This window comes from Stieleria maiorica, from assembly GCF_008035925.1.
GTDB classification, from domain to species: domain Bacteria; phylum Planctomycetota; class Planctomycetia; order Pirellulales; family Pirellulaceae; genus Stieleria; species Stieleria maiorica.
The window spans coordinates 7,257,927-7,282,081 of the sequence record NZ_CP036264.1 but is presented as its reverse complement, the minus strand read 5'-3'; the positions used below and the strand labels follow the sequence as shown (position 1 = coordinate 7,282,081).

General features: G+C 57.1%; 20 protein-coding genes. 1 reads left to right on the top strand and 19 read right to left on the bottom strand.

Features of this window, described 5'->3' with window-relative positions; genetic code table 11:
• Positions 1-44 precede the first annotated feature (44 nt).
• Genes Mal15_RS24725 through Mal15_RS24710 form a run of 4 tightly spaced genes read right to left on the bottom strand, consistent with a single transcriptional unit; the run spans position 45 to position 3,635 of the window.
• Positions 45-263, bottom strand: coding sequence for a DUF5989 family protein (locus Mal15_RS24725; protein ID WP_233903008.1), 219 nt, complete (start codon positions 261-263; stop codon positions 45-47).
• 43 nt (positions 264-306) lie between these two features.
• Positions 307-714 carry a hypothetical protein gene (locus tag Mal15_RS24720; RefSeq protein WP_147870195.1) on the bottom strand — a complete coding sequence of 136 codons (408 nt, stop codon included), beginning with the start codon at positions 712-714 and terminating at the stop codon, positions 307-309.
• Between the two features lie 27 nt (positions 715-741).
• Positions 742-2,583, bottom strand: a complete 1,842-nt coding sequence (locus tag Mal15_RS24715; RefSeq protein ID WP_147870194.1) for a carbamoyltransferase family protein — start codon at positions 2,581-2,583, stop codon at positions 742-744.
• The gene (locus Mal15_RS24710; RefSeq protein ID WP_147870193.1) at positions 2,580-3,635 is read right to left on the bottom strand and encodes an SGNH/GDSL hydrolase family protein; all 1,056 of its coding nucleotides are present in this window, start codon (positions 3,633-3,635) and stop codon (positions 2,580-2,582) included. Before Mal15_RS24710 ends, Mal15_RS24715 begins: the two co-directional genes overlap by 4 nt.
• Positions 3,636-4,409: 774 nt before the next feature.
• On the opposite strand from Mal15_RS24710, the gene Mal15_RS24700 reads away from it, so the two are divergent.
• On the top strand, positions 4,410-6,836 hold the full coding sequence (locus tag Mal15_RS24700; RefSeq protein WP_167547030.1) for a S8 family serine peptidase: 2,427 nt from the start codon (positions 4,410-4,412) through the stop codon (positions 6,834-6,836).
• A gap of 224 nt (positions 6,837-7,060) precedes the next feature.
• Here the strand turns inward: Mal15_RS24700 and Mal15_RS24695 are convergent, their stop codons facing one another.
• The 15 genes from Mal15_RS24695 to Mal15_RS24625 form a co-directional block, all read right to left on the bottom strand.
• A complete protein-coding gene (locus Mal15_RS24695) occupies positions 7,061-9,430 on the bottom strand; it encodes an O-antigen ligase family protein (RefSeq protein ID WP_167547029.1) in 2,370 nt (789 codons plus the stop codon).
• A 313-nt stretch (positions 9,431-9,743) separates the two neighbouring features.
• Entirely contained in the window at positions 9,744-9,983 is a 240-nt protein-coding gene (locus Mal15_RS24690; protein ID WP_147870189.1) for a hypothetical protein, read from the bottom strand.
• Between the two features lie 85 nt (positions 9,984-10,068).
• Positions 10,069-10,770, bottom strand: coding sequence for a PEP-CTERM sorting domain-containing protein (locus tag Mal15_RS24685; protein ID WP_167547028.1), 702 nt, complete (start codon positions 10,768-10,770; stop codon positions 10,069-10,071).
• Positions 10,771-11,256: 486 nt separating this feature from the next.
• Positions 11,257-11,982 carry a S1 family peptidase gene (locus tag Mal15_RS24680; RefSeq protein WP_167547027.1) on the bottom strand — a complete coding sequence of 242 codons (726 nt, stop codon included), beginning with the start codon at positions 11,980-11,982 and terminating at the stop codon, positions 11,257-11,259.
• Positions 11,983-12,205: 223 nt separating this feature from the next.
• Entirely contained in the window at positions 12,206-12,634 is a 429-nt protein-coding gene (locus tag Mal15_RS24675) for a hypothetical protein (RefSeq protein WP_147870186.1), read from the bottom strand.
• A gap of 44 nt (positions 12,635-12,678) precedes the next feature.
• Positions 12,679-14,202 carry a glycosyltransferase WbuB gene (locus Mal15_RS24670; protein ID WP_147870185.1) on the bottom strand — a complete coding sequence of 508 codons (1,524 nt, stop codon included), beginning with the start codon at positions 14,200-14,202 and terminating at the stop codon, positions 12,679-12,681.
• A 412-nt stretch (positions 14,203-14,614) separates the two neighbouring features.
• Complete coding sequence (locus tag Mal15_RS24665; protein ID WP_147870184.1) at positions 14,615-15,520, bottom strand: glycosyltransferase family 2 protein; 906 nt, start codon at positions 15,518-15,520, stop codon at positions 14,615-14,617.
• On the bottom strand, positions 15,507-15,815 hold the full coding sequence (locus Mal15_RS34745) for an LbetaH domain-containing protein (protein WP_233903007.1): 309 nt from the start codon (positions 15,813-15,815) through the stop codon (positions 15,507-15,509). Before Mal15_RS34745 ends, Mal15_RS24665 begins: the two co-directional genes overlap by 14 nt.
• Before the next feature lie 292 nt (positions 15,816-16,107).
• A complete protein-coding gene (locus tag Mal15_RS24655) occupies positions 16,108-17,346 on the bottom strand; it encodes a glycosyltransferase (RefSeq protein WP_233903006.1) in 1,239 nt (412 codons plus the stop codon).
• A 25-nt stretch (positions 17,347-17,371) separates the two neighbouring features.
• Complete coding sequence (locus Mal15_RS24650) at positions 17,372-18,040, bottom strand: acyltransferase (RefSeq protein ID WP_147870183.1); 669 nt, start codon at positions 18,038-18,040, stop codon at positions 17,372-17,374.
• Positions 18,041-18,045: 5 nt separating this feature from the next.
• Complete coding sequence (locus Mal15_RS24645; protein WP_199773728.1) at positions 18,046-19,218, bottom strand: glycosyltransferase family 4 protein; 1,173 nt, start codon at positions 19,216-19,218, stop codon at positions 18,046-18,048.
• Between the two features lie 67 nt (positions 19,219-19,285).
• A complete protein-coding gene (locus Mal15_RS34230) occupies positions 19,286-19,882 on the bottom strand; it encodes a glycosyltransferase (RefSeq protein WP_167547026.1) in 597 nt (198 codons plus the stop codon).
• A gap of 795 nt (positions 19,883-20,677) precedes the next feature.
• A complete protein-coding gene (locus Mal15_RS24635) occupies positions 20,678-21,979 on the bottom strand; it encodes a hypothetical protein (RefSeq protein WP_147870181.1) in 1,302 nt (433 codons plus the stop codon).
• Between the two features lie 197 nt (positions 21,980-22,176).
• A complete protein-coding gene (locus tag Mal15_RS24630) occupies positions 22,177-23,217 on the bottom strand; it encodes a glycosyltransferase family 2 protein (protein ID WP_147870180.1) in 1,041 nt (346 codons plus the stop codon).
• Entirely contained in the window at positions 23,210-24,109 is a 900-nt protein-coding gene (locus tag Mal15_RS24625) for a glycosyltransferase family 4 protein (protein WP_167547025.1), read from the bottom strand. The genes Mal15_RS24630 and Mal15_RS24625 overlap by 8 nt, the downstream gene beginning before the upstream one ends.
• Positions 24,110-24,155 lie beyond the last annotated feature (46 nt).

The window sequence follows — 24,155 nt, the reverse complement described above, 5'->3', positions numbered from 1 at the left end:
CGCCACAAGGTTAGACACCATCGAGGCTCGCAGGCCATGGCGGTCTAGAACAGCGTATAAATAAACGGCGCCGCTCCTGTTGAAGCAAATGCCAATAGCACACCAACCAAAGACAGGACCAAAAGGATAGGGATCATCCACCACGCTTTGTTTTCCGTGATCAAAACCCAGAACTCTTGCAACAGCGACAACGGTTGTCCATCGCTTGCTTCTTCAAACTCGGTTCTCGGACTGTTTCGGTCATTATCTTCGTGATTTGGCACGACATCAAACCTCATCTTTATCAACGGCTGTACGTAGCCGACCTTAGGATTGTCGAAAGTAACTCTTGACATCGCGTGATTGTTTTTTCGGTTGCCAATAGGTCGATGATTTTCGGTCCACCTTCAATTGCAAAGCGTCTCGTTTCATCACACGAAACCAGACCCCGATCGGTAGAAACACCCCGAAATAGACGATCGACATGACGATTTCTCCCAACACCATTCCGATCGGACTGGTCACCAGAGTCAACGCAAGATAAAGCGGCCTCACCGCTGCCGGCACGACAATGCTGAACCCGGCAAGAATCAAGCCGGCCAGCGTCAACCAGCTCAACGCCGCCGAACCGGCGTTCCAGAGCCAACCGAATAACGGAAACGCGAATAAACAGATCACACCAAACTGACGCAATTGCCGATCGGTCGGACTCCAATTGATTTTGACAACAGCCATTGATAGCTCGCGGTGTGATTCCCTGATTCAGTCGAGTTGAAATTGCGCGAGGTGGGCGGCACGATCGGCCTCACCTGCCTGTTTGTCCTGCTCCTCCTTGATCAGGACATACCGCCCTAATACCAAGACGTCCATGTCGGTCATCACGAAGCAGCGATAGGCATCCTCGGGAGTACAGACGATGGGTTCGCTTCTGACGTTAAAGCTTGTGTTGATCAAGACCGGGCAACCGGTTTTTTCATAGAATCGACTCAGCAGGTGATGAAGTAATGGATTGCGATGCCTATCGACGGTTTGCACTCGTGCTGAATAATCGACATGAGTCACTGCGGGAATGCTGGATCGACAGATGCGGAGCTTCTCAACTCCCCGGGCCGTCGCGTCCTCGGAAGCGACAGGCGTACGGATTGACGTCTGAACCGGCGCGACCAAAAGCATGTAGGGACTGTCCTCGCCGCGACGCATCTGAAAGTATTCGTCGACATGCTCGCGCAATACGACGGGCGCGAACGGGCGGAACGACTCACGAAACTTGATCTTTTGGTTCATCACCGATTGCATCCGGGGACTGCGAGCATCACCGAGAATGCTTCGAGCCCCGAGCGCACGAGGCCCAAACTCCATCCGCCCTTGAAACCATCCGACGACCTTTTCTTTCCCGATCAGATCCGTCACGACGTCGCAAAGTTCGTCGTCCGTTCTGTACTTCGTGTAGACGGCCGACAGGGCAGACAAGGTATCGCCGATCTGCTCGTCAGAAAATTGTGGACCGAGCAAGGAGCCCTTCTGACTATCCCCGACACGCGGGTGGCGCGGTTGCTCCAACAGTTGGTGCCAAATAAACAGCGCGACGCCAAGTGCACCACCTGCGTCACCGGCCGCAGGTTGAACCCACATGTGATCGAACGGGCCTTCCCGAAGGATCCGCCCGTTGCCGACGCAGTTGAGCGCGACGCCGCCGGCTAAGACCAGTTTTTTCATCCCTGTCTTTTTGTGGACGTGTCGAGAAATTCGAAGCATGATCTCTTCCGTGACCGCCTGAACCGACGCCGCGAGATCCATTTCGCGCCGGCCAATCTCTGTTTCTTGTCGACGTGGTCCTCCGCCGAACAAATCATGAAACTTCTTCGAGGTCATCGTCAGACCCTGGCAATAATTGAAGTAGCTCATGTCCATGCGGAACGAACCGTCTTCCTTCAAATCCAAGAGATTCTTCAGGATCGCTTCTTTGTAAACCGGGTCCCCGTAGGGCGCCAGTCCCATCAGTTTGTACTCGCCACTATTGACACGAAATCCGGTGTAGTAGGTGAATGCCGAGTAGAGCAAACCCAGTGAATGCGGAAAACGGATTTCGTCGGTGAGCTGAATTCGATTTCCGCGGCCGATTCCAAAGCAGGTCGTCGACCACTCGCCGACACCGTCCAATGTCAGAATCGCTGCTTCTTCGAAGGGTGAGGGGAAAAATGCGCTGGCGGCGTGGGATTCATGATGATCCGTGTACACATACCGCCCCGCATAACGTCCCTGCAAACCACGGCTGAGTTCTCGTGTCAGGTGCAGTTTCTGCGTCAACCAAAGTGGAATCGCCTGCCGAAACGAACGATACCCGGCAGGCGTAAACGCCAGAAAGGTTCGAAGCAGGCGTTCGAATTTAATGAGGGGTTTGTCATAAAACCCGACGTAGTCGATTTGCTCGGGCGTCAGTCCCGCTTCGTCCAGGCAGTAATCGATCGCCTTCTTCGGAAACCGATGATCGTGTTTCTCGCGAGTGAATCGTTCCTCCTGAGCCGCTGCGACCAACTCGCCATCAACGACCAGCGTCGCAGCAGAATCGTGGTAAAACGCCGAAATGCCGAGAATCGCCGTCATGGATGGCCGGCACCCCGAAGTTCTGAATCCAGCGTCTCCGCTACGATTCGATGCCCCACCGCACTCATGTGATTGTCCCACGCCAGATACGGATCGACATCGCGTTGCAAGGAGTCGACAAATGCGGGCAGGACATTCACCGCGGGCAGATCAGACTGATCGCAAAGGTTGAGTACGCGCGATGGGAAACGAGCCTCTGGAAACGACTGCTCGACCTGCACTCGGCCAGGAATGGTCACCACCAACGGTCGAAACTGGTATTCCTGTGCCATGGCGCTGAACGTAGCAAGATCCTCCGCCATGGCTTCCCAGCGTTTTTCTTCACGCTCGGTCGGACCCTCGGCAAACTGACGCAACGTATGATCGCCATGTTTCCAACCGAGATACGCTTTCTTCGTCAATTCAATCGTCGCTGACTGTTTCACCAGCAGGTACAACCAGGGGGCACGTTTGCGAAACGATGACGCAACCTGCTCCCGTTCGTTTTCATACTCCTCGGAGTAATCTCCTTCGGGACGGATGTCCAAGTCGTTGTAGTACACGGCCAGCGTCACAATGTCCGGTCGATACTTCTTGACCGCCTCTCGCAGATAGTCGATCACTTGATAGGTCGAGTAACGTTGCACCCCACAATTGATCACCTCGACACTTTGCCCCTCGTGATGCCGTTGCAACAGTTGCTCCAGCTGACGAGGATACGGAACAGCGTCGGAAACACCGACGCCAAATGTAATCGAATCCCCCAAACACATCACCCGCAGATCAACCGCGTCACGATTCCGGATCGGCGGATTTCGGAGCCCATGCGAATTGATGGTCGCCGGCTCCGCGAATGTATATCCCTGTTGATCCGGGATCATTTCAAAACCGATCCCCGGGGCGGGACGATGTTCAATTTGCGGGATTCGGAAACTAAGAAACCCGGGCTTGGCAATCCGCACAATCGCTTCAGCCATCAATCCCGACAGCACCATTGCGGCCGTCAGCAACACCAACCGGAACATCCATAACTTCTTTCTGTTGATCTTCGCAGGCTGCGCGTTGCCGGTCATGGATCATCACCTTGTCATCGCTATGGCGTTTTATTCAGTCGTCAGTGAAACCAGTCAATGGCCCACTGCGACATCCAACAAAACGCGTTTGGTCACAATGGTCGTGCAGTATAGTCGACGGCAACCCCGGCGAAACGAAAACCTGATCCGATCGCACGAGTGCGTCGGACCGTCCACCGAGAACCTTGCGATCGCGTACAACCCGAACGTCGCCAACCCGTGATCGCCCTCGGAGTGACCGCTATTGATGTACGCCAATCCCGAGGGCGGCAAGCAGCCAACGCCGCCGCACCATTTGGGAGTAAGAAACGAAATCAGGTGATCGGTGAATGTGCATCGTTGGAAATGAGGATGAATCGAATGACGGGTCCAAGCGGAAAACAGTAGCATGACCGATCGCCGCGCTGCGTTCGGGGCCTGGAGCGAATGGAGGGTCAAAGACGGAGTGGTCAAAAGATCCGCCACGGTCGTGACGGCTGTCGGAAAATCGCCGATGTATCCGTTCTGTTACATTAACGCGGCCGATCGAGTTCAGAAAGTTGTCTGTGGATGGTGAGGGTCCCGACCACGGTCGACGACCTCGAGCAATCCCGAGGCAGCGAATTGCCGACATCCGCCCGCCGAGTCGTTCCAATCGTGTCTGTTCAGCATTCATCCCGTCGCCGATCTCTCGTGAATCCCCTTCACCGCCGTCCAAGATACCGCCCCAGGCTTTCCAGGGTCGAAAGACTCGAACCCCGCTGCCTTCTCGCCGGGGATGTCGCGGACGCGTGGTTGGCTGACGATCCAGCCGACTCGGGCTTTGGTGGCCCCTTTGAAACCACGGGGCCGATGATCGTCACCGCGCCGACCAGCTCTGCCGATCCGGAGAAGGCCTCATCGGCAAACCTTTTCCCCACCGCAGCCTATCCGGTCGACGGAAACAACAACGTGATCGTCCCGCAAGCCGGCGAACCGTTCTTCGTGCGCGTCGAGTTCACCTATGACAACCCGCTCCACGATGCTTATTCGATCGGGCGAACCGTCAACAGTAATCCGCAGCATGTCTCACCGCCGATCACCTGGGGCTCTGGATTGGCCGGCCGCACGACGTGGTATCATTTTTGGGGAACCTGGGTGATGCACCAAGCGGGGACGTATCCCATCACGGTCACACTTGACGTCGGCAACACCATTGACGAGTCAAACGAATCCGACAACTCGATCACCGTCGACTTGACCGTCGGCGGAGACATCACACATGAGTGGGCGTTGGTCGAAGCCGAACAGGGTCACGCCCTGCTGGGTGACGGAACCGACGTGATCGTCGGCACCATGGACGATGCCTTCGATTTCAATCACCCCTGGTTCACCGGAACCGATTCGGTTGGACGAGACCGATTGGTGGCATCTTCGCAGAACACCGATGGGCCCGGCGACAGCCCCGTCAATGCGAATCATGCCACCGCGGTGATGGGAATCGTCTTGGCCAGCGGTGACAACGGCGGCGACGTCACCGGTTTGGCACCTGACGCCAGATACGTCACGGCGGAGTTCATCAATCGCGCTCAGGTTCCAGGATTGAACGTGCAAGACGTCTTCGATGCCGCAGGATTCCTGGTCGACAACGGCGCCGAAGTGATCAACATGAGCTGGTCCTGGTGGGCGGGCTCGGCAACGGATTCCTACCTGGGTGAAACGTCGAAAACGAATCTGCTGGTCGACTACCTCAGCTACGGCCTGGACATCGTTGCGGTCCCCGCGGTCAACCAACTGAGCAATCATTTGCGTCCGACCGCGCCGGGGTCCTCGCGGAACGTGATCACCGTCGGTGGGCTTCGAGAGACACTCGACCGCGCGTGGAGCCAACAAGATTATGGCCCCACGCTCGACGGACGTAGCAAGCCTGACTTACTCGGCAACGCCGCCGTCGATGTGGTCTCGACTCGCTCCGACTGGCGCGACGGTCGCCTTGCCGGCGGTGGATTCGGCGGCACCAGTTTCGCGGCCCCGTTCGTCACCGGCGCGGTCGCGCAAATGCTTGATTTCGGCAAACGCAATCAATTGACCACCGATCACCGGCTGATCAAAGCCATCGTGATGAACTCCGGCATAAAGACGCTTGACGCGGACGGTTCCCCCTGGAGCAACACCATCACACGACCGCTGGACAATCAGCAAGGCACCGGTGTTCTGAACCTGTCACGCGTTCACCAGATGTACTCCGCCGGCCAGCAGGCACCGGGGCAAGTCGCGGCGATCGGCTACGACTTCGGCGATCTGGCCGGAACCGTCGAGTCCGGCTCAGGAGTCGCGACCTATGACCTCGGCCATGTCACAACCGGGGGCGAGATTGACGTCACGTTGACTTGGGATCGACATACGTTCTGGAACGATGCCAATTCCAACGGACGGATCGATGCCGCGGACAGCTTTTATGTCGACCCGAATGATGCCCAAGACAATCTGGATCTTGTCCTGCTGCGCGATTCCGTTCCGGTCGCCCGCTCCGAGAGCACCGTGGACAATGTCGAACACCTGCACCTAACGAACCTGCAACCAGGCCGCTATGAATTGCAAGTGATTCGCCGCGACGTCCCAAATTCAGGCAACGACGAAACCTATGCGTTGGCCTGGCACTCAGACGCCAGCTTCACCCAACCACCCAAAGTCACCTCCGTGGATTTGGGCCAATCGCCGTCCCGCAGCCAAGTGACAGAGCTGACGGTCGAATTCGACCAGACGGTCGATCACACCGCGTTAGACAATGCGTTCGTCGTCACAAACTTGACGACCCAGACCCGAGTCGGCCAGATCCGTGTGACGGCGACCGACACCGCCAACGCGACGACTGTCAAATTGACGTTCGACGGGGCATCCACCGAGCCACGCCGTGGAACCGGCGCGCTGGGCAACTCATTGGCTGATGGCCGATATGAGCTGCGAATCCTCTCCGGCCAGATCCTCGGGCTCGGAGGGATTGCGATGTCGCAAGACTATCTTTTCACCGGTTCAGCAGAGACCGATGACTTCTTCCGCCTGTTCGGCGACACCGATGGAGACAAAGACGTCGACGGACAAGACTACGGACGCTTCGGGCTAACGTTCCTGAGAAACTCTCTCGGCCCGAACTTTAATCCCCAACTCGATTTCGACGGCGACGGAGACGTCGACGGACAAGATTACGGCCACTTCGGCGTGCGGTTCCTCACATCGCTCTAACGAGCAACGTCATGGTGAAATCCCCCATCCATTCGACGGAGCCGATTTTCTTACCTCCAAAATCTTCCTCCCTCGTCTCCCGCCAAGGCGTCCTGCCACGCCGGTGGGAATCAGGAGTGGGATGGCAGAATGATGCGGGGCAGAAGTATGAGGGACGCGAAGCCTGGCGTCCGACGGCTGAACCTACGATGGACACAAGGAACAACAGCCGTCTCACTCCCCGCTCAGCGAGACGGTTCCATCGAGGCCCGAAGGATCGACAACTCCTTTTGCAACCGCAGCGCATCGCTTGCCTCGGGCTCCAACTGCAATGCGATTCGAACCTCGCGCAAGGCGTCCTCCAATCGCTGCGAATCCATCAACAATCTTGCCAGACGCGTTCGCCATGCGACCTTCGTCGGGTCGTGGTTGAGTGCCAGTCGAAGCGATGCAATCGTCGCTTCCGATTGCCCCAACAGCCCGTAACAACGTGATTGCATCTCGTAGGCTTGACCATCATCGAGCCTTCGCTTGGTCGTCGACGGATTCGCAATCAGATGGAGCGTTCGCGTCGCATACATGCCCCGTCCTTCGGGATCGCCCGCTTGCTGGAAATACAACGCGGCCTCCAGCGTCACGACCGGGTCCGCGGGCAAGAGACGCTCCAGGAGCTCAGCGTGTCTCAATCGTGTTCCGGCCACCGCCAAGATCTCAGGAAGGTACTTCGTCGAATAGGTCAACGATTCTCTCCAGTGCTCGACCGCTTCGTCGATCCCTGATTGCTCAAGTGCCAGTTTCCCAGTCAGGTAGGCGAGATTTGGATCACCGGGATGGAGTCGTCTCGCCCAATGCAACCCGACCAGTCGCTCGCGAGCATTCTTGCGAAGGCAGCCGTAGTTTGCCAGCCAAACGCTCGGCTGCCAGGCCAGGGGGCACAGCTTCATCGCAATGATGCTGTGCTCGTTGATCAGATCCATCAATCGCCCCTGCGCCGCTGGCGATGCCGACTGCCGCATTGCTAATTGGCTTGCCCGGGCAATCTGCAAATGTCTGGAGATGTCTTCGGCGGTAACTTCCGCTGCGCGAACCATCATCTCCAGCGACTGCTCGGGCATCGATTGCCCCATCAGCTCGCCCGCGGCGATGGACCAGCGGCTCGCCTGATGGTAGCGACGCTTGGTGTGAATGGCGAAAAAAGTGAAGATGATCAGAAGCAGCGCTGTAGCAGTTAATCCCAAACGGCCGACAGTGACTGCCGCCGCCGATCCCCCGAAACGCTGGACGCTTTGCAGCCTGAATCGCCCTCCCGCCGAATCAACCGGTTGACAGCAGAAAAACCCGGCAAGAATGACTGCGAATGCACCTGTGGCCGGAACACGCAACCCAAAATCCACGAAGCTGTGCATGTGCACGGCCAGCAAACCAATGCATGCACCCGCTGAAAGCGCACTACCGCGCGCTCCGACGACCACTTGAGACAGAACGCCTCCGGCGATCAGCATCAGCGACAATAACCCCGCGATGCCGTATTCGTTCAAGACATCCAAAAACTCGTTATCCGCCCGGATCGACTGATTTGTTTCGCTGGTCCATTGGGGATCCCCCGCCACATAGATGGTTTCCCAGTAGCGATAGGTTTCGCCCCCCGATCCGAACCAGGGAAACTCTGGGACGCTCATCAACGCAGCCCTCCAAAGAATCCATCGCCCGTCGTCGGAATAACGATCGGATTCGGCGAGCATGTTCAGGCGTGATTCATAAAAATCGAATCCGACCCACACCAGGAGCAGCGTGGTGAGCGCCGCGATTCCAACGCCCAAGACCAACCAGCGTTTGATTCCGCTTACGCTTAGTCGCAGTAACAGCACCACCGTCAATGCCAACATCGCCGACAAGATACCGCCACGTGAGCCGCAGACGATCAAACTGGCGATGATAAAGATCAACGCGACGAAGAGCCAAGTCGCGATGCCATCAGCCAGAAACAGCCGGTACCAATGGCGTCCCATCTTCTCCAGTCGTTCCATCAACAAACCGAGAGCCAGACCGAGCCCCATGTTGATAAAGAATGGATAATGGTTGCGGTTGATGAATGGGCCAAAGCCCAATCCGCCGCGGATCTCGTACGTCCAATAGGCGAGCCCGTCGTGAGACCCAAAATGCTGAACGATCCCAAACAATGCGAGCGCTGCGGCGACCACAACGGCAGCGACGCTCAGATGCCGCAATCTCCGTTCGGGGGATTCAAGGCAGCACACCATGGCGAACAGGCTCGCCGCGGCAACGGCCCGAATCAGAAATTGAAAACTCCCGCCCGCGTTCAGCGCCAGCCTGGAACCGACAAACCACCCAGACGCCGCATCCACCGCGACGGACGACGATTCCGTGATCCCCGCAAGGGCAGCATGACCCTGCATCCACTTCGAGACTCCGGGGGCGAGTAGCGAAACGACTCGATCGGGAAGTGGAACCAGATGCAGTCCCGCGACCGCAGCCAGGGCAAGCATCCCGCCCAGCATCAGCCACCCCGGCCATCCACCCTGCCAAGTCGGCTTCGCACCGAACAGCAGCCAGACCGCGAATGAAAGGAGCGCGCAGCCTAAACCGCAAAACACGAAAAACTCAGGGGTCGCACCCGTGCACCCGAACGGCCAAGGCGAACAAACCACGACCCCCAGCAGCAGCACCTCGATGATGCTTTGGCAGAGCTTTCCAATTGGGTCGCTCGCGATCCGTTGGCCGTATCGGCTCACCGTCCGGCTTTCCGACATCGAACCAAAGCTCCCCACGCCCAGACATCCATGCCCCTACAGCCTGCAAATTTTATCGTATTCGATAAATAAACAGGACGACACGAGCCCGAAGCGTAAGCGAGTGGATTCGCCTTGCCCCTTGCTCGCGCCGCGGGCGAGAAAATCGACAGGCCGTTTAGTTGCCGGTGTCCGGACTGCCGATCCGACACCGGTCCTCTCGCGAACGTGCGGTGAATTCCCAATCCTCGAGTAGCTCGACATCGGTCGCCGGCTCTCCACTCGCACTTACCGGAGCCACATCGGTCAACTCCGGCGAACTCGTCGCCGTTGAGGGCGACACGGCGATTGCAACCGCGGCACCAATCAAAACTACCGCCGTCAATCCCGCAAAAACAACTTTTATCTTATTCATCATAGGTTTCTTCCTATTAAAGGTTGTGAAAGTTCCCCTAGCCGGTTCTGACTTCAATGCCAAGACCGTCGAATGAGAATCGCAGATATCAGGCCACACGCATCTTGCGAGTCGAAGTCGAACAGCGTCGTCGACGCAGCGCGATCACCAACCCCATCGAGGCGAAACACACAAAGGTGCTTGGTTCCGGCACTGCCGACACACTGAATGCATAATCGACCGAATCTTTAACCCGCGTCAATGGATCCGCGGCAAATTGCCCGATGTCTTGAAACGACACGTCGTCACCGAGGTCGCTGTACCCCAAACCCCATTCGTTGTTCAGGTAGTCCAAATTGGCGACGACCGAAAACCAGTATGTCTCGCCACCGGCAACTGCGAAAGGAGACACGTACGCACTGTACTCATAGAAACCGGGAACTCCCGCGATCTTGGTTTCGGATGCAAGCCCCACATCGAAGGAATACAGTTGCGCCCCCGGTTCGCTCATCCCTGACGTCGTGTCGTTGGCATAGACGCCGATCGTAAACGAGTCGGCCGATGCCGTCGTTGACCCGTCGGCGTTGATCAGCTCATAACCGCCTGCCCATTGGAAGCGTGTTACGGTCAGATCGTTCGCAAACGAGAAGTTGTCGAAGGACGTCGAATAGTTTTCCCGATAGATCGTCCCCGCGGCTCCAATGTCGTTTTGTGACACCCCGTAGGTCCCACCTTGATAGGATTCGGTCGCAAAGGGTTCAGGGATTTGGCTAAATACAATTCCAGCGTTTGCCGCGGAATGAGTTGTCAACGCTACACAAGCAATTACCGCAACTGGTAAGAGAGTGCGGAATGGAAGAAGTGAATATTTCATGAAGCACCATTTATTTACCTAAGAAACCACAACTGCACGGATGCTCGAACACGCCGAGCGTCTCTTGATATATGTAAAAACCATCTGCGAATGTTCAGCTCCAGGATTTGCATCCGGGGGCGTGCGAACACGTAACTCGCCGAGGTTCTGGTTAGATTCGTCCAATTAAAGACAGAGAGTCAAATACAACAAGGCCAGCGAAAGTGAAGATCCAATTGCGGCCGGTTAGGGAACCACGCCACTCTGTAGCTGTAAACAACGGCCTTTGCATACCCGCTACAGATTGCCGAGTTTGATAGACTCGCGGTGGACATTCGCGCGAACGGCTCCAGACTAGACCGACCTCGTGTCGAGCACGGGTAGACCTCGCTTGGATCGGCACCTGTATCGCGCCCAAAGCCCCACCGGGGCCCATGCTTCGCCTCATCGCGTTAGCCACTCTTCCGCGTCAGACGCGTCTCGATCTCCGCGTAAAACGCGTACTTCGCTAGGAGTAACGCGATGCACGAAATCACGCAACTTGTTCAAACCACAATAATAGGCATCTCCACCGTTGTTTCCGCTTGCCAGTCCGATCAGTCGTCCCTGAGCGTTTAACAATGCGCTGCCGGACATCCCAGGCTTGGATTGCTGATCAATTCGCCACATCTGAACAGAGCGACCTTCTTGAGGCCGCTTTGCTGTTTCCAGCATCAATCCGTCGACCTTCTGCACGTCGGGTGGCCCCAATTCAGTGCTGTCGATGACCCAAGCGGCAGGAGGCGGCGGGGCATCGACAGGTTCGGCAGCGAGAAACACGACTTCTCTCGGTCGATTCAGAGACGCGACGCGCAAATACGCAAGATCGTTTTCCCGGTCCGTATCGATCACCACGACACCCCAATGCCGCACATAAGCATCAAACGAATGTGTCGGTCCAAGCGAATCAGTCCGCGATTCGATGAATGCATCCACCCCGAAGCGATCTCGACCTTCGATCACATGAAACGCTGTCAACACATCGAAGGATCGAGCGGCGATCGACACAACCACCCCGCTGCCCACCAACTCGCCCAACGAATCTCGAATCTGGACTGCGGAGCCCTGAGCGATCAGTTTGATGTCCTCATCCGATTCGGCATGCTCTGGGTCGTCACTTGTTGGCGACATGGCAGGCTGCATCTGCGGCGAATCCGAGGAATCTAAATCCAGTTGATCCGCACGACCAACATCATTTTGGTCAGACTGCCGATCTTCACGCACATCGTTACTGTCCCGTGGGTCGTCAGATTCAGCGACGAAAAGGTACCCGATTTGCGCTGCAATCAGTAGCGCACACAATGCCGTGATCACCGCCTTCATGGGAGGAGAACGATCCGGTCTTTCGCGATCTTCAATTCCGCGACCTTGACGCGAGCGCATAGAAGCGACGCCCACCCAAAATGAACAACTCCGATGCGACAACTCCACCAATGGTGTAGATCACATCTTGCCAGCTGAACCCCCGCGTGGGAATCCATCGCTGCATCACCTCTAACGCAAGCAGAATCACCAGAACGATTGCCAGCAGAATCCGGCGTCTGAGTCGATTTTCGGTCGACGCCCACAGCAACGCCGGCACGCCGCAGACGCCGATTGCCATCAAGAATGTTCGAAAGTTGAAATACAAATCCAACCAGCTCGCAAACCGATTCGGCAAGAACACCAAATCGGCAGCCGAAGTGCCTGGCTTGACGATCGCATAGGCGGAGACCAACAAAGTGACCGTAAGCCATCCGAGAGCGGTGGCCGTTCGCCAACGACCAAAAGCATCTGCCTTCATCGGCGAGGTATCGATTGACGACAACATCTGCTTCGTGGCCGCCATCAACCCTGAGTGGCCGCACCTTCAGGCGCCGACTCCTCGGCCATCTTTCTCAAGCCGACCGGTTGATGAATCGCGCCGGCCGAATCTACCCTGATCCCACACTCCGACGTAGTCACGCCTTTCGATCGGCTCGCTTTATGGTCGAACCCCGATAGAGCGTTTAATGCGGCAATGAATTGGTTCAAAATCGACCGCCGCCCAAGTCGCTCGACTGCATAATCGCGCGCCTTTCTGCCCATGCTTTCCCGAAGCGGTTGATCTGACGTCAACCGGATGATTGCATTCCAAAACGCAACACCATCGGCAGGACGAACCACAATCCCGTGGCCGTTCACGACGTCTGCGATCTGTGTTCCCGGCGACGCACAGGCGACGATCGGTCGCCCCGTGGCCAGCATGCCGGTTAGCTTCGACGGCATCACCAAATCCGCCGCATCGGCGCGTTGCGGCAGCAAATGAATGTCCGCACAATTCATCAATTCGTTGAAGCGTTCCATCGGCTGAAGCGGCAGAAACTGCACATTCGACAAACCTTCCGCCGAATCCAGTAACGACTCATAGGCCGCGCCGCGACCACAAATGACGAAGTGCAAATCCTGACGATCGGCGGACCGGCGAGCCGCTTCGATGACGATCTCAAGCCCCTGCTTGTTACCGATGTTCCCGGCATACAGCGCGACGCATCGATCCGCCGGAATCCCAAATCTGGCACGCAACTCAGGCCCGGCCGGGATCGGTTTCATGACGTCGCAGTCGACCCAATTGGGAAACGAAACCACACGCTGTTCGGCGACACCTTTTTGAACCAGTTTCAACAGCATGTTCGGCGAAATACTTGAGACACGATCAAAGCGTCGCATCAGAAACGCTTCGGCCGCCAGCACAAGCCGCTTCAACAGCGGTTGCTTCAAGATCCCAAGTTCAAACGCCGCATCGACTTCAAAATCCTGCACGTGCAACCACGCCTTTGCGCCACAAAGCCGAGCGGCCAACCAGGTCGTCGGCATACAAAACGCAGCCGGTTCGACGGTCATGATCACGTCGGGACGAAACCGCATCGCCGTCCAAAACACCGCCGGAATACTCGACAATCCAAACGAAGCCAGGTGCACGATCCGCTTCAACCCCGTCACCTTCCCCGGCACGTATAGTGGACAACGAATCACTTTGATGGGAGGCGGGGGAGCGGGGAGTTGGGAGTGGGGAGTGGGGAGTGGGGAGCAGGGAGTTGAGAGAGAGGCGAATTGAAGAGGTGGATTGGCGTTGTGAAGAACCTCTGCTCCTTCGCGATCTCCCAAATCCCGGCTCCCAACTCCCGGCTCCCCTTCTATCCGCTGCGACTCACGTCGATACCATCGCCCGCTGAATCCTTCGGCGATTTCCCACTGCGGATAGTACGGCGGCGTGGTGACGACGACGACTTCGTGTCCCTGCTCGGCAAGTTCCCGCACCATTTCCCCGGAGTACTTCCCGATCCCGATTTCTTCGGGAGCGTAATTCAGTCCATGTAGCAGAATTTTCATCTAGTCGCGGTCCAGGGTGAGATGGCAAAACGATGGGGGCAAAACAATGAACAAGACCGACGAGTCATCCGCCGAGGCCGTCCGTGCCACGGCCCATCAGTTCGACAGCGCAAGCGAGCTCCCCACTCCGCCTGACGCCAATCACAAAACCTCAACATCCGCCCGCCGCACAGATAACCCAATGCCACCCCATCCAAGTCCCAACATTCTGCCCCGCCTCCTTCTGCCTTTCATCTTCATTTCTTGACCGGAAAACCTTTTGACCAACACCCCGGCAGCAACTGCAGCGCCCCATCATTCTGCCTCCCATCATTCTGCCTCCCATCGTTTTGCCCCCATCGTTTTGCCCCCATCGTTTTGCCCCCATCGTTTTGCCCCCATCGTTTTGCCCCCATCGTTTTGCCCCCACCCATCACCCCTGCGGCTCATGCGCCACCGCAGCATCTACAAGCAACGGCTGCGCGACCTCCGTCTCAGCTGATTCTCGTGGTTCCGCCCGCAGTTCTTGGATCTTGCAATACACCTGCGTGAAGTACCCCATCTTCAACAGGGCGAACGCAAGACCACGTTTCCCGTCCAAGAAACCACCCATCATGAAGTACGCGCCGAAGAAATAGACGATGCCCGCAAATGGTGACTCGATCAACCGGTACTTGATCCTCTGCTTCAGTGTCAGCGGATTCGCCGTCTCCCCGAGCGTCTTCATCTGCAGAAACCGCCGGGCCTCCCAACTGGAATACTCATTGTGCTTGGCGACGTAGTGGGACACATCGCGAAAATCACGGTGGTCGATTTTGCTGTTGAAATGCCCGACTTCGCCATCAATGATCGGATGCTCATGGATCTCCATGTCCAGGTGACTCCAGCGTGATTCATTAATCCTCTCGTATTCGCCCGCACCGACGCGAAACAGCGCGAGCTTTTTCAGCGGATACCCATGCTTCAACTCCCGCCCCATAAAGTAGATCGAGTAGTTCAACCAATACCCCGATGCGGTTGACCCCGGAAGCGTTTCGGCAAGTTCCCGCTTAAACGCATCGGTGAGGATTTCATCGGAATCCAAGAACAGCACCCAACGGGTCTTGGGGGTGTGATTGCGCAAAAACCAGTTCCGCTTCTTGGGGAACTTGCCGTTCCATTGAAACTGCACGAGCGTTGCATCAAATCGCGTAACCACCTCCGCCGTGTCATCCTCGCTGCCGGAATCCACGACGACAACTTCGGACGCGAACTCCTTTCCGATCGCCTGCAGACACCCCGACAGTCGTTCCGCATCGTTCTTGGTCGGGATGACGATTGTCAGGTCAAGCTGGGGCATGTTGTGTTGCCTCCTGTCGCCAGGATCGTTCTTTCACCAGTTTTGCCGGGTTACCTACATAGATGCCATTCTCGATCGCATTCTTGAAAAGGACCGCTCGGGCTCCCAAAACAGCGCCCCGTCCGACGGTCACTCCGGGGCCGACAAAGACCTCCGCAGCCACCCAGGCCCGCTCGCCGATCACAATGGGGCGTGTGATCAATTGAAAGTCGGCATCGGAGATGTCATGCGAACCGGCACAGAGTGTCGAATCTTGGGAAACGATCGCACGGTCGGCCAAGGTGATCTGGTCCATGCAATAGCAATTGACGCGTGGCCCCAAGCAACTGTGGGCTCCCATCGTTAGATTTGCCGGCAACCAAATCTTCGCACTGCCGTAAACATGCGCCGTCCAGTCCACGCGGGCGCCGAAGAATCGCAGAATCGCGACCCGGTATCGGTGTAGGGGGGCAGGCGTCCATGACGCCAATACCATCCACGCCAGGTTCCAAATCAGCCGAGTCAGTCGACTGCCAAGGGAGAAACTTGCGCCACCTTCGGACGGTTTCGTCCGGGACGCGTCGAGTAGTGATGCCGAATCCAACGGACTAGGCCCCCGACAAAGCAGTGACGAACCGAGCGGCGACCGATTCAGGCCGGTAGTGTTGTTGATAGCATCGCAGGGCCGCCTGCCCCATCTCGCGTTGCGATTCGGGGGAAAGGTGCAGCCATCGATCGATCAGACGATTCGTTCCAGCTTGTGTATCGTCATCGACCAGGCATGCCTGACATTCCTGAATCTCGTCCCAAATGTTCACTTGCTTCGAAATCAAAACCGGCTTGGCGCAGGCCAGTGCTTCAACCACGGCGATCCCGAAGTTCTCTTGATGACTGGGGAGGACGAATGCTTCGCATCCGTAGAACGCCCCCCATTTCGCATCGCCTCGAAGCATTCCGGGAAAGACCACTTGCGGCGTGGAATTGTCGTTTACCGTCGGCGTCGCGGCCAACAAATGGAGCTGTCGTGCCAGTTCCTTCATCTCCTGGGCATAGGCCGAATCACAGGGCCCGGCGACGACCAGCAGGGGAATGACGTCCGTGCCCTTCTTGCTTTTGGCGATTTCTGCGTAAGCGCGCAGCAACAGATCAACGCCCTTTTTCGGATGGATTCGGCTGATGAACAACAGGTACGGCCGGTCGACCGCCTGCGGGCACGCGTCCAGAAATGCGGACTTCATTTGCGGGCCAAACCCGGGTGGGGAGGGAACTCCGTAGCCCACGTTCACCTCCTTCTTGGGGCAATAGGGACGGAAGGGTTCCCGTGCCAACTCCAACTCTTTGCGACAAGTAAAGAGCATCCCATCGGCGTAGCGGACCGTTCGATGTTCTGCCGCTTTCCAATAAACCCAATTGCGATACGCTTTGAGACGTCGCGAAGGATGTCGTTGGAACCACGGATCAAGCATGCCATGGGGCATGACATAAACTCGCGGAAGGTTGGTGACACCTTCACGCCGAAGTTCTGAAATGACACTGGTAACGGCATAGGAGTGATAGGTCCATAGTCCGTTGATCACGACGACGTCGTAATCCGCCAGTGACTTCTTCAGCCAGCCACGAAGCTTCTTGGAATACGCCCACGGTCCGATACGCTCACCGAGACGGATGACCCGAAACGAATCGGCGACTCCGTAGGTGTCATCGACTCCGTCCAGGCACACCACATCACTGTCACAGTCGAACGACGCCATCGCAGGAAGCGTGTTCCGAATCCCTTGGCACACTCCGCCCTGATCTGGGTTCATCGACGAAACAACTTGCAGCACTTTCATTTTGTTTTCCTTCACACCAGTTTCCGTCCACCGGGGGGAACTAGTCGATGAAGCCTTGTGTTCGATTGAAATACTTCATCTCGTTGTCCAGCGTTTGAATCGGTTTTGCCGGAACTCCGCCGTACAACACCAATTCGGTGGTGTAGTTTTTGTTGAGCAGCGAAGACGCACCAAGAACGCTGTATGCCGGCAGCGCCGCCCCACCCAAGACGACCACATTCGTACCGACAAAGGTGTAGTCACCGATCTCGATCGGCGCACTTGATTGACGACCGCCGGCAAGATCGACCGAGTGCGTGAGGAATTGCGATTGATATCCCGCCACGGTCGCGAATTTGCCGATCCGAACGCGGCTGGTACAGTCCAGATGATGATTCTTGGTCACGGCGGAATCACGTTCCATCACCAACTCGGAAACGCGCTCGTTTTGGTGAGAAAAATGGCGTGAGTCGGTGCCGGTTGGGAATCCGGTGATCCAGTTTCCCCGACCGATCGTTGCGTTCTCGTCCATCACGATACGGTCAAGATGAATCGCGACATTGAACGGACCGATTCGGGCGTGGGCTGACATCTCGAGGTAACGGGGAAAGACCCATGACGCTCGAATGCGCGCCAGGGGATGGATTTTGTAACCGAACACCCATTGCAGCATCCGCCGTCGCAGAAACCACGGCATCAACACAATCACACACTTCAGTGCAAGTCGCATGACGGTCAAACGGCCGTCCTCGAATCGTTGAACAAATCCAGGTAAGACTCAACCATTCGTTCGTTATCAAAGCGATTGCAGTTGCCGAATCCCCGTTCGATGAGATCCGCCCGCGTAGTTTCGTCAGTGAGGCTGAGCAGAGCATCCGAAAAACCGGCGACATCATCGGGAGCGACATGGATGGCTGCACCGCCGCTTACTTCGGGCATGGGCGGAACGTTACTTGCAATCACCGGAGCCCCACATGCCTGGGCTTCGATGACGGGCCACCCAAAGCCTTCGGAAAACGACGGAAATACGAACGCGAAACAGCGACTGTAAAGCGCTAGCAATGTTTCGTGGTCTGGTTGCAAGACCTGAATGACTCGATCGGCTATCCCCAACTGCCTCGCGCGTGATTCGAGATCTGGGGTCAGCGGCGTGCCGGCAAAAACAATCGCTCCGTTCCATTTCGATCCCGCTTTGGCCGCCATCTCCATCAGCATCGCCCGGTTCTTTCGCTCCAGTGACGAACCGACATGCAGCAAATACGAACGTTCCGGATCAACCCCGGCGGATCGAAGCAACGGTTTCGCCTGGTGGCATGGCATCGGCGAGAAACGCGCGTTGAAACCATTGAAGATGACACGCCAGTCACGTCGATCTGGCGGGTAGGCCCCTGTGACCGATTCCGAAAGTGTCTGCAATTGCGACAGCGTGGTCGCAGAGACGGCGGCGACCTTCTGTGATCTGGCAAGGTTTCTCAGAATCCAAGCTTGCATCCATCTTCCCGGTCTCGACGCCGGACAATATGCATCCGCGTCGCCACGCGCACCACGGATCGCCAAAACGTCGTGGCACGTAATCGCAGACCCCGCGACGGGAAGTTGTCGCATGTAAAACGCGTTGGAGTGGTCGGCGACGTGGAAATGGACGCCCCGAAGCGAGTCGCTGCGACGCATCGTTGCGATTCGCCTGCGGATCACTCGTGGATAACGCACCCATTTGTCCAGGTAGCCGAGCCACTTGGCAGCACCGGACGTCGTGTTGGTGTATCTCTTTGCAAAGAACACCTCGGGCCGCCAGATTTCGGCGGTGATCCCCCGTTCCTCCGCCCCCCGACGCAACATCTGGGCGAATCGCTCCATACTCTGTTGGCAATCGGGCGGGTAATTGCCGATGACAATCAGCTTTTGCACGCCTGAATCGCATCTTGGAGTGTTCAATCGATCACCTCAATCGTCGCTCGCACCGGCGTTCTCAATGCTACGTGCTGGAAACACATGCTTCTGATTGCAAACATTCTTTGACGGCATCAACGACTTGAGTGCGATAACTCGCCCAGGTCAACTCCGCTGCCTTTTCGACTGCGGCCAAGGACATCCCCGCCAAAAGATGACGATCCTGTTCTAATTGCTCGAGCCGTTGCGCAATCGCTCGGGGATCGTTGATAGGAATCAGAAATCCGGCCTTTTCGTCTTCGACTAAATCCTCCGCGCCGGCGTTCGCCGTCACGACGATCGGCAACCCACATGCCAACGCTTCTTGCTGGACGAGCGCTCGACCTTCAACGATGGATGGAAGCACAAACACGTCCATCGAACGCATCAATTCGAGGACCTGATCGTGTGGGCGAGTTGCATGATGGATGAACAACCCGTACTGATCGGTGTAGAATTCCATCGGCACGATCGGACTCCCCAACACGTGAAGCTCAAACCGTGTCGGGTCGAGGAGCTTCATCGCTTCAAACAAGTCGGCCAAGCCTTTCCGCTGCGTCATTGACCCGACGAACAGGACCTTGAGCGGCGTGTCCTGTCCACCGAAACCCTCTTCAGCACCGCGGATCATCTGTGTCAGCATGGGGCTCCCAAATGGGGTCACGCTGACGAGCTTTTCGTCGGCTGTCCCCTCGGGAAGTGAGTCCCGCACGAAGCCACTTGGGCAAAGGATCGCGTCGGCGAGTTCCAGCTCGGAGTCCTTTCGGGCACACTTTGAACTCGAATCGCGCGTTCCGACGAGCGTCGGCTCCCAGTTCGGATAACGTTCCGCCTGCTCTTCAAGAAGCGCTCGTGACCGGCGCCAATATGCGATCGGAAGGTCATAGATACATTTTAGGCCAAGACGTTTTGCAACTCGAAACGTCTCCAGCGCCCCATCCTCGTAGCAGTAGACCGCCGTAAGTTTTGCCTCCATTGCCTCAACCCGACGAGCGACGGCTCGGTCAAATGACCGATACACCGAATCGATTCCGAAGAAGCTCGATTCCTGGGAGGTCAAGAAGTTCCACCCCATGCGTGAGGCGGTCAACCGCCCCGTTTCTCTCCACGGGTGTAGCTTCAAAAAGGATGAGAGTTTCGAATCGTAGCTGCGTCGGCGAATCTCCGATAATCCGGGGAGTCGGGCTGCTCGTGCGAAAAAATTTCCGTCGCAAGCCGCGATCCCGAGATGGAACTCCGAGAGCAACCGCGAATCAGCCAGTGAAGTTGCGGCTTCACGGACGTTATTGTTTCCGGTCGGATGTGAAATCAAAATCATCTATGTATCCAGTTCGATTGTGTCCGCAGATGCCCGGGTTCACCAAGGTCGCGATTGCCCTGATGGCTCGGCCGTTTCACTCCATCCTTCCAAAGCGAATCGATCGCTGTGGCAACGATGCTAGTTTCGGCCTGATGTAGCCTCAGCCGCCTGAACCCCGGGGGCACGATTCTGAAAATGCGGTGTCTGATCGCGACGCCGCGAAACGCGTCTCGCTGATCGCCGGTTGCGTGTTGGACTTTTCCGCCTCCTGGACCCAACGCCGGCAGGTCTTGAAGCAGCCAGACAAAACCCTCCGGTGATAATGGATGCCCCCAACGACGTCGCTTGTCCCCACTGGCCGAGCAAAATCATTTGTGCGCTCACTGCGAGAAAGGGTAGCGAGCACCAATCACGTCGTAATGCCGCTCTGCAAGTCGCCAATGCCAACACGCACAAGATAGAAATGCGATAGCCCAGAACCAGGGGGCCAAGCACCAGACCTCCTTCCATGAGGATCCGCCCCCACTCGCCTTCGGAATAGCCGAATCCCCGCGTTCCGGTTGCGAGTTTCTGCCCGACGATTGTCGAAATCCCGCTCCCATAGCCGATGACGGGCATGTTGGAAAATGGCTGTAGAAGTCCTTCGACGACGCGACCGACGATCGCCTCCTGAACGCCGCCTCGGTTGGTCGTTGACTTTTCCCATCGGTCGGCAAACGCGGCAAATGCTTCGGATGTCCCCGGGATACAACAAAACAGTGCGATCGCCACACCGCCTCCCAACAAACTGCGGAACACAAGTTTGAACGACATCGCGCCCCCGAAACCGATCGCCGCGACGCCGAAGCAGATCGCGACCAATTCGCCGATAAACAATGATCGGCTGATCGAAAAAGGGATCGCCAACAGAATCGCGCCTCCGGAAAGCCCCATCAGAAGTAGGGAAATCTTGCGGCGGCAAACCAGGTAAAACCACGCACAGCACAGCATCGGGTACAAACTCGCCGGTCCATTGATAAAGCTGAATGTTCCCGGTGGCCTGAACCTGCCCAGTGCGCCCGAAAAGCCCGCCCCCGACAAATCACCGCCGACGCCACGGTTTAGGAACGAACTCTGCGGCGAATAGAACTGCGCGATCAGCAAGAGCGTGAAGGGGATCGAAACCCAGAGTGCCGTTCGACAGATCGAATCCACATCGGAACGTGTCAGCACACGCCCCATCACAAAGATCAGCGGCACATGAAAAAAGTCACAGCGGACGCCGTACGAAGCCACGAGGGGATCCATGTGGCCGAGGGTGACCGCAAAAAACCAACTCACGGCTCCTAAAAACAGCGTTGCGGTGATCAGATTATTCTTGGGGAACATCCCAGACCTGAGCGTCAACCAATAGATGACCAGTACCACCGGATCGCGAACGACCAGAAGTGGTGTTGCCAAACTGGGAAGGATCCATCGTCGAAGTCCCCCTTCAATCAACCAGAGGACCAGATACACGCAGATCCAAAATCGAATCTGTCCCGTCCTCCCGCTCGATGACTGCGTTCCTTTGCCGGCACGCGGGCCACGCCGATCAGTTCGGGTCGGCGACGGACTCACGCGGTATCCTGTCGATCGATCATCGCGGAGCATGCGGATTACTGCCGAAGAAAACTGCGTTGGGCGAGCGGGACAACCTTGCCGACCCGGAAGTAAACCGACTTTGCATGGGATCGCAATCGCTGACGGGTCCGGGACAGAGCTTCGGCGAACCTGCCGATCCTGGAATCCCTGAACGCCAGATGTGACTCGATCACTTCACCGTCTCCCGCCAGATTCTCAAGCAGCCCGTACACCTGTTGGTAATCTTCCGTTCCCGGCGGGATCACCGTTAGCGACTCGGCGTGGGTTAATGCCAGTCGTCGTCGTGCCTTCCACAAGTCATTCGTCTCCCAGCCGCGTTGATCCCATTCGGGCTGGAGGGTTTCGTCGAAGAGACGAAGGATCCCACGGATTTCACTCGCCTTGCGCCCCGAACGATACCCGCCCGCATCACTCCAGACGCGATATTCGGCCAGAGTGTCGCTGCAATAAACATTGTTCCAACCCGCGACGGCAAGTCGGACAAAGAGATCCCAGTCTTCCGCGAAATTCATTCCGGGCCGATAGACGTAGGGAAGCTGGCGCAGGGCGGACGTCCGAAACATGCAAATGTTCGCGGCCACGCGATAGCCGGACGTCGCCCCCGCGAGTGCCGCATCGGCGGTCTGTTCACCCGGGACACGCCCCAACCGACGATGACGGTTGTGCTTTCCATGTTCGTCAATTTCCTCGACCGCACCGTGAGCAACGGCTGAATCCGGGTGCCGACGAAGCATCTCTGACAAGCTGCGACAGTAATCCGGTTTTAAGACGTCGTCGGAATCCAAACGAACGAGATAGGGAGTGTCGGGCTGCTCCATCACCCAGCCCGCGTTCGCGGCGATGCCTTGATTGGTCGCGTGCCGGTGGTAATGCACGCGCGGGTCATTTTCGAATGCCCGCATTACCGTCGGCGTCTCGTCCGTGCTCGCATCGTCCGACACCCAAACCTCGGTTTCCACCCCCGATTGCTCGAGTGCACTCTGCACCGCAATGCGGAGATACTTCGACTGGTTGAATGTCGGAATGCAGATCGCAATCTTCATTTGGTTACGCATCAACACCCTCAAGAAACTCAGCCAGCTCGCACGCGAGCCGGCGAGGACAGAACTGGGATTTCACCCTCTCCGTGACACCGGACGCACCGCGGATCGCCGTGCCGCCACCGATCGCCTCGGCGAGTGCTCCGTCGTGGCGGAGGTCGACGATCCCGGGATGGTCACCGAGGATGTAGCGAGCGGCCGGAAAGTCATTGCAAATGATCGGTAAACCGGCAATCGCAGCTTCGGCAATCACGGCCCCCAAGGCTTCGTTGTGGCTCGCCAATACAAACAGATCGGCCGCGTGGTAAGCATTCGATAACTCGGCGAGCGGAAGCGTCATCCACCGCACATTGTCGCCCAATAGTTCACGCGCCAGTTTCTGAAGCCCCGGCGTTTCCGGTGTCGGCTGACCGCACAAGAGCAACTTGTACTGCTCGTGATCACGACGCACCGCTGCCATCTCGCGTATCACATAGTCGATACGCTTATGGTGGGAATTCCAAGCCGCGACCGAGATCACCAATCGGTCGCTCTCGCGAAAGCCCAACGATTGCCGCCAGGTTGCACGATCCTTCGTAGGCGCCGGTATCGTGACCGGATGCGGAATCAACCGGGTTCGAGACTCGGGATACCCATGTGAGATGAGTTCCTCGCGGGCCGTCGGCGTCAGGTTCACGACGAAGTCGAATTCGGACGAAAACTCCGCGCCGACGGGCGCTCCGTCACAAAAGACCAGACGAGTTGGGATGCGATTCCGCCGGATCCAGCGTTGCAGCGACCTGGCCAACGTTCCTTCTTGCAGCCAAACGTATTCCGGTTGGAACTTCAATATCGCGCGCTTCGCCAGTGGCGTAAAACTGCGTTGCTGGAGCCGCGCCCCGTCATTGATCAACTTGACGCTTCGCATGCAACTTGCAACCCATCCCGTCTGCGACAGACACGGGATCCTTCGC

Coding starts and splice junctions, on each gene's coding strand:
- Mal15_RS24630 (WP_147870180.1), bottom strand. CDS start 23,217: ATGCGTAACCAAATGAAGATTGCGATCTGCATTCCGACATTCAACCAG.
- Mal15_RS24690 (WP_147870189.1), bottom strand. CDS start 9,983: ATGATGAATAAGATAAAAGTTGTTTTTGCGGGATTGACGGCGGTAGTT.
- Mal15_RS24680 (WP_167547027.1), bottom strand. CDS start 11,982: ATGTCGCCAACAAGTGACGACCCAGAGCATGCCGAATCGGATGAGGAC.
- Mal15_RS24710 (WP_147870193.1), bottom strand. CDS start 3,635: ATGACCGGCAACGCGCAGCCTGCGAAGATCAACAGAAAGAAGTTATGG.
- Mal15_RS34230 (WP_167547026.1), bottom strand. CDS start 19,882: ATGCTGACACAGATGATCCGCGGTGCTGAAGAGGGTTTCGGTGGACAG.
- Mal15_RS24650 (WP_147870183.1), bottom strand. CDS start 18,040: ATGCGACTTGCACTGAAGTGTGTGATTGTGTTGATGCCGTGGTTTCTG.
- Mal15_RS24675 (WP_147870186.1), bottom strand. CDS start 12,634: ATGAAGGCAGATGCTTTTGGTCGTTGGCGAACGGCCACCGCTCTCGGA.
- Mal15_RS24670 (WP_147870185.1), bottom strand. CDS start 14,202: ATGAAAATTCTGCTACATGGACTGAATTACGCTCCCGAAGAAATCGGG.
- Mal15_RS24720 (WP_147870195.1), bottom strand. CDS start 714: ATGGCTGTTGTCAAAATCAATTGGAGTCCGACCGATCGGCAATTGCGT.
- Mal15_RS24625 (WP_167547025.1), bottom strand. CDS start 24,109: ATGCGAAGCGTCAAGTTGATCAATGACGGGGCGCGGCTCCAGCAACGC.
- Mal15_RS24715 (WP_147870194.1), bottom strand. CDS start 2,583: ATGACGGCGATTCTCGGCATTTCGGCGTTTTACCACGATTCTGCTGCG.
- Mal15_RS34745 (WP_233903007.1), bottom strand. CDS start 15,815: ATGGACCAGATCACCTTGGCCGACCGTGCGATCGTTTCCCAAGATTCG.
- Mal15_RS24665 (WP_147870184.1), bottom strand. CDS start 15,520: ATGCCCCAGCTTGACCTGACAATCGTCATCCCGACCAAGAACGATGCG.